The organism is Trichocoleus sp. DQ-U1 (assembly GCF_039961925.1).
In the GTDB taxonomy this organism is placed as follows: domain Bacteria; phylum Cyanobacteriota; class Cyanobacteriia; order Cyanobacteriales; family FACHB-T130; genus FACHB-T130.
Window position 1 is genome coordinate 1 of the sequence record NZ_JAMPKB010000154.1, and the last position, 4,926, is coordinate 4,926.

Sequence of the window (4,926 nt, forward strand, 5' to 3'; positions counted from 1 at the left end):
ATCCCGTTTGACCCGTTCTACAATATTGCCCTCCTTATCCTTCTTGACCTCAATGGTGGTACCATCTCCTATCTGTTCGATTTCGATAACGTTTCCCTCATCATCTTGCCGAATCTCTACCACATTCACATTAAATCCTTCCCACTCTTGAACGGTAAAGCCTTCCTCCGCCTCTTCTGGAAACCTTATCGCCATCTTTTGCCACGCTTCTTCTATGCTGTTGGCTTTAATGTAGTGGCCCTGTCTGGCTGTTAGGTCATCGTGACCGATACATTGATGAGAGTACATGGCGTTGCGAGTGCATCGATATTCCTTCACTGCTTTGCTTTATGGCTAAGGGCCTAAGTTATTACTGCAATAAGTTTGCCAAGCTAAATGTGAGCCGCTCCAGTGGGGTGGCTCCCAACAAGCCTATTCTGCTGCTATCGGTCATCGAACTGATAAGCCAAGGACAGATACGGCAAAACCAGATTACCTTGTCGGTTGAACTGATTTCCACTTTTCTAAAGTTGTGGAGCAACTTGGAGCCAGTCCGCCAACCTAATATTGGTCTGCCTTTCTTTCATCTGAGGGGGGATGGGTTTTGGTATCTTTACCCCAAGCCAGGATTTGAGTTGCTGATTAATTCTCATGTAAAAATCAGGGCAGTAAGCGCTCTCCAGCAGACGGTTGAGTATGCCTACCTTGATCAGGAGCTGTTCGAGCTACTTTGGAATCCCGACTCAAGAGCTACTTTGACTGACATCCTCATCAGCACTTGGTTCTCTGACAAAACTCAACAGATCGAGCAGCTCCTTCAAGTGGATGCGTTTCAGGAGATACAGGAGCGCTTACGATCCCAGGGAGGTAAGGTCTACCAGCCTGAAGAACTGGAGGATGAACAGACTTCAATCGTTAGAGATGCAGCGTTTCGTAAGATTGTTGTTTCAGTCTACGAGTACCGCTGCGCCCTGTGCGGCTTGCAAATTCTCAATTCTCTGGGTCAGAACATTGTAGATGGGGCGCACATCAAACCGTTTTCTCAGTTCTACGATGATCGAATTAATAATGGTTTATCACTCTGCAAAAACCACCATTGGGCATTTGACCGCTTTTGGTTCACCATCAGTGATGATTACACCATTATTGTTGCTGACAACCTGCGGGAAGATTCACCTAACTCTAGACCGATGAGAGAATTTAGGGGTGATCGCATTATCTTACCTGCCCAAGTGCAGTATTATCCAAGGCAAGATTCTCTACAATGGCATCAAGAGGAATTTTTGAGACGTGCTGCATGACCAAAAAACCTAAAGGTTGGTATAAAGAACTTGTTATTCGTCCTGTTGCTCATGTAGACGGTTATGAAAGTTATGAGAAACTTTGCAGTTTGGTTGCAGACATTTACTACTCTACAGAAAAACAAAAAATACTGCGCCAGTTAAGAACTAATCCCAGAGAATCGATTTATATCTCTCTATACACCTTGTTTAACGTGGGTCAAGCCAAATGTCCGGCATATTGGGTAAAGAAAGATTTACTCCAAGCCCTCATGCAATCAGTGTTAACTGTTGAAGTAGAAAATTTAAATTGGGCAATTAAAACGGGATTTTTTATGCTGCCTAAAGGAGTTATTCTATCACCTGAAAATAAAAGCGTTAATGCTATTTTTTGGCATTACGACACGGAAGAAGATATTCTTTTTTGGGCTTGCACTGATGGCGATTCTTTCTTTTGTCGTAGATTTAAGCTAAATGCCCAAAAATTAAAATACACTGATGCTGAAGATATTGACCCCAAGGTAATTGCGGGATTTAATGAATATCTACAATCAATCTTCCTACGATTGATTTTGATAATGGAATGCCGTCCTGAACTTTTAGATACAACTAGCGAGACAATTAGGGTTAATAAAGGATTTGGCAAGGAGGCAGCCAAAGATTACTATGAACCGCTTTGGCTCGGAAAAAATTATTACATCAAAAGAGAAAATGTGCAAGCAGATAGTGATAGTAGCGGTACACATGGTACTAAGAGCGTCCATTGGCGTAGAGGCTTCTTACGTAATCAACCTTATGGACAAGGCAGGCAACAAAGAAAATTAGTTTGGATTGAGCCAGTTCTAGTTATGGGTGGAAAAGAATCAGAATAGCAGATGGAACCATTAGAAACAATACAAGCACTTTATTTAGCAGTCCAAACATTAAATCAGATTGAAAATTTATTAATTGATGATAATATAAAAAAACAACTTACTAATAAAGTTTTAGAAACAATTGGTATTAGCACTGAGCAAAAGAAAGAGAAAGTTAAAAAATTTACTCCGGGCAGCCAGCAAAAAATTATAGAAGCTCTGCATGAATTAGGTGGTCAAGCAGTTCGCAGCCAGATTGTCAAAGCAACTGGCTTAGACCCAAACGCTATTAGTTCTTTATTAAATAAATTAGTCAAACTTAACAAAGTGCAAAAAATTCCTATTCAGAAATTTGAAGAGGATAGTAATAAAAATGGTAGAGGTTTAGCTCCAGATTACATATACTTTCTTTTAAAGGAAATCAATGATTAGAGTAGTGAATATTAAGTAGTGAAAATTTGTAATATTATGAATAATAATTTAGAGCGCCTAGTAAAACTACTAAAAGAACAAGCTGAGTTAATCGATAAAATTAACGAAAGTTCTGACTTTCGCTATAAAAGTACCCAAGCATTAGTTTTAGAATATGGACAACCTTTTACAAAAAAAGTTAAGTCACCATTTAAAGGTAAAATTAAATCCTGTTTTGAAAACTGCTTCCAAGCATTGTTTAAGTATCCAAATCTTCATTACTGCGAAGGTTTTGCGATTGATGATAAATTGCCATTAGCAATATCTCATGCTTGGCTTATTAATGAAGAAGGAGAAACAGTAGACCCAACTTGGATAGGTGAGCAATACAAAAATAGCGTATATTTTGGCATAGTTTTTGATAAAGAATTCGTGTTTGAATTTGCTAAAAAAATTAAGCACTATGGAATTTTAGATAGCGGCTACATGAATGACTATCAACTACAACGTGAAGGTTTTCCGCCTCACGCGCTACTCACTAAGGCGACAGACGTTCTTTAATATGCGATCGCACCATCTTGAGTTCTGGGGAAAGCGATCGCACCTAACCAAACGGTTGCCCCCAGCGTTCCCAGTTTTCTTTGTTGAAGGGCGGCTTCCAGTTTTGAATCAGCGCTTGCTCCAGCTGCTGTCGTGGTTTAACTTTAGCTGGCGCATCCCACCAAAACGCCATATTCACCGCTGTCTTTAACCCATATCGATAGTGCAAATCCTGGTACTTTTCGATGTAGCGCTTACAGTCATGCACGCCCTTCCAGCGCTTATTCGAGCGGCACGTCTCACCGATGTACAACACCATCTGAGTAGCATTGTCTAGAACAAAGTATATACATGCTTCGCCGGGGCTATCCGCTGGCACTCGATGGAACGACATTGGCTTTAAATTTAACCGGAATGGATCTATCCCGTCTGGGTCACAATGCACTGGCGCAAGGTCGAATAACGCAACCTGCTTCTCTGGCTGACTCTCCCTAGCACGTTGTTGGTGGGCAGCAATTTGAGCTTTCCACTTCATCAATGCTAGGGCGTCCATCTCCAGCACTTCAGGTCTATTAATACGGGTGTACGGGGGTTGCTGTACCGAAAACAGTTCAAGTTGATTGGGTTCCAAGTGCATCTTTTGAGCTTACCGACCAGCTAATGATAAATCCCTGCTTAACTAAAAGCGATGAATGAATGATGCGATCGCCCTCAGTTTTGGGAGAAACTTGAGTAAACTTGCTTTGCCGAAAGTTCCACTCCAGAAATCGCTTTTCACACGGGATGCTTCAGACGGAAGCTGCAACCGCGAAAAGCCTACCTTATACTGTCCTTGAATTAAAACAATGACCATCTTGGCTTGGAGGATAGATGACCACTTCCGGAAAGCTTGAAATCACCATTAAAATTAGCGAATTTCCAGCCGATGTAAAAACCGTTGAGAATGGCTGGAAGTCATTTGAAATCGACTGTGACGGGCGGCTTGTCAGCGTTACTATTAAACCAAAAGTCTTTAAGAAACTAGAACAGGCACAAGCCGAGTACCCCATGTGGGTTGCAGCGATCGCTGGAAAGATGGGAGAAACGAGTGAAAACGGCTTTGTGCTAGTAGAGCCAAATATCCAAGTTTTTGAGAAGAAGCCAAAGGAACCGAAAGAGACACTTGGGGTGGAGTGAGTAGCGAAAAAAGAATTACACTTTCGATGAAATTCTTGCCAAATTGAAGCGTCAATTTTGACAAACGCGATCGCTCAGTCATCAAAGTGAGATCGCTATTTCTGCTCCCAGGAGAAACTGACCTAAACGCTGGTAACTCACTGGAGCCAATCTGAATAATGCCAATCTCAGCGAGGCAATTATGCCAGAGAGGACAACTCACGAATAAAATCCCCATAGCTGAAGAACTAGCAGATTTGGATTGCCGTGCCAATTAAAACTTTGTTGGAGGCGATCGCACCTCCAGAAAAAAAGCCCCGGTACATTGCGGGGCTTAATTAATCTTGGGGTATCGGCATAAAGATGGAACTAACCCAACCGCGTCAACCATTGATAAATCCGATTTAAAAGTTCCTTCCCGCTCTCAGTTGAAACCATTCTAAAAACTCAGGGAATTTTTGCTCATCAATTACCTCTTCAACGTTGACGGTAAAAAGATAAGCGTGGCGGGAGAAGTAGATACCTAAGCGTTTTATATCGTAGGCAAGCGGTACGCCTTTGAGTGAGTCAATCCGGCTCAAAACATAGTATCCGACCAGTTGATTAAAGTCCCTTCTCTGCAAATCCAGTTCCCTCACCGTTTTGATATCGACGAGTAAATCATCAAGGATTAAATCTGCATCTGCACCCTTCACTAAAGAGGAGCT

Annotated in this window: 7 protein-coding genes and 1 pseudogene; 5 read left to right on the top strand and 3 right to left on the bottom strand. The window is 41.8% G+C overall.

All coding sequences use genetic code 11. The features are described 5' to 3' along the window. The coding region (locus NDI34_RS27680) for a hypothetical protein (protein WP_348234439.1) at window positions 1–288 on the bottom strand (288 nt) is incomplete at its 3' end. A 41-nt stretch (window positions 289–329) separates the two neighbouring features. On the opposite strand from NDI34_RS27680, the gene NDI34_RS27685 reads away from it, so the two are divergent. Genes NDI34_RS27685 through NDI34_RS27700 form a run of 4 tightly spaced genes read left to right on the top strand, consistent with a single transcriptional unit; the run spans window position 330 to window position 3,085 of the window. Next, window positions 330–1,280 (top strand): HNH endonuclease, encoded by a 951-nt coding sequence (locus NDI34_RS27685; RefSeq protein WP_348234440.1) that lies wholly within the window; start codon window positions 330–332, stop codon window positions 1,278–1,280. Continuing rightward, on the top strand, window positions 1,277–2,131 hold the full coding sequence (locus NDI34_RS27690; RefSeq protein WP_348234441.1) for a hypothetical protein: 855 nt from the start codon (window positions 1,277–1,279) through the stop codon (window positions 2,129–2,131). The genes NDI34_RS27685 and NDI34_RS27690 overlap by 4 nt, the downstream gene beginning before the upstream one ends. Before the next feature lie 3 nt (window positions 2,132–2,134). Continuing rightward, entirely contained in the window at window positions 2,135–2,545 is a 411-nt protein-coding gene (locus tag NDI34_RS27695) for a hypothetical protein (protein ID WP_348234442.1), read from the top strand. Between the two features lie 36 nt (window positions 2,546–2,581). Further along, a complete protein-coding gene (locus NDI34_RS27700; RefSeq protein ID WP_348234443.1) occupies window positions 2,582–3,085 on the top strand; it encodes a hypothetical protein in 504 nt (167 codons plus the stop codon). 43 nt (window positions 3,086–3,128) lie between these two features. Here the strand turns inward: NDI34_RS27700 and NDI34_RS27705 are convergent, their stop codons facing one another. Further along, the gene (locus NDI34_RS27705; RefSeq protein WP_348234444.1) at window positions 3,129–3,701 is read right to left on the bottom strand and encodes a GIY-YIG nuclease family protein; all 573 of its coding nucleotides are present in this window, start codon (window positions 3,699–3,701) and stop codon (window positions 3,129–3,131) included. A gap of 233 nt (window positions 3,702–3,934) precedes the next feature. Between NDI34_RS27705 and NDI34_RS27710 the strand changes: the two genes are divergently transcribed. Beyond that, window positions 3,935–4,240 (top strand): fertility inhibition FinO-like protein, encoded by a 306-nt coding sequence (locus NDI34_RS27710; protein ID WP_348234445.1) that lies wholly within the window; start codon window positions 3,935–3,937, stop codon window positions 4,238–4,240. A 383-nt stretch (window positions 4,241–4,623) separates the two neighbouring features. Here NDI34_RS27710 and NDI34_RS27715 read toward each other — a convergent pair. After that, window positions 4,624–4,926, bottom strand: a pseudogene (locus tag NDI34_RS27715) (hypothetical protein); the annotation flags it as partial.

What these genes read in the sequence shown, in the direction of transcription:
- NDI34_RS27685 (WP_348234440.1), top strand. Translation starts at nt 330, where the DNA reads ATGGCTAAGGGCCTAAGTTATTACTGCAATAAGTTTGCCAAGCTAAAT.
- NDI34_RS27690 (WP_348234441.1), top strand. Translation starts at nt 1,277, where the DNA reads ATGACCAAAAAACCTAAAGGTTGGTATAAAGAACTTGTTATTCGTCCT.
- NDI34_RS27695 (WP_348234442.1), top strand. Translation starts at nt 2,135, where the DNA reads ATGGAACCATTAGAAACAATACAAGCACTTTATTTAGCAGTCCAAACA.
- NDI34_RS27700 (WP_348234443.1), top strand. Translation starts at nt 2,582, where the DNA reads ATGAATAATAATTTAGAGCGCCTAGTAAAACTACTAAAAGAACAAGCT.
- NDI34_RS27705 (WP_348234444.1), bottom strand. Translation starts at nt 3,701, where the DNA reads ATGCACTTGGAACCCAATCAACTTGAACTGTTTTCGGTACAGCAACCC.
- NDI34_RS27710 (WP_348234445.1), top strand. Translation starts at nt 3,935, where the DNA reads ATGACCACTTCCGGAAAGCTTGAAATCACCATTAAAATTAGCGAATTT.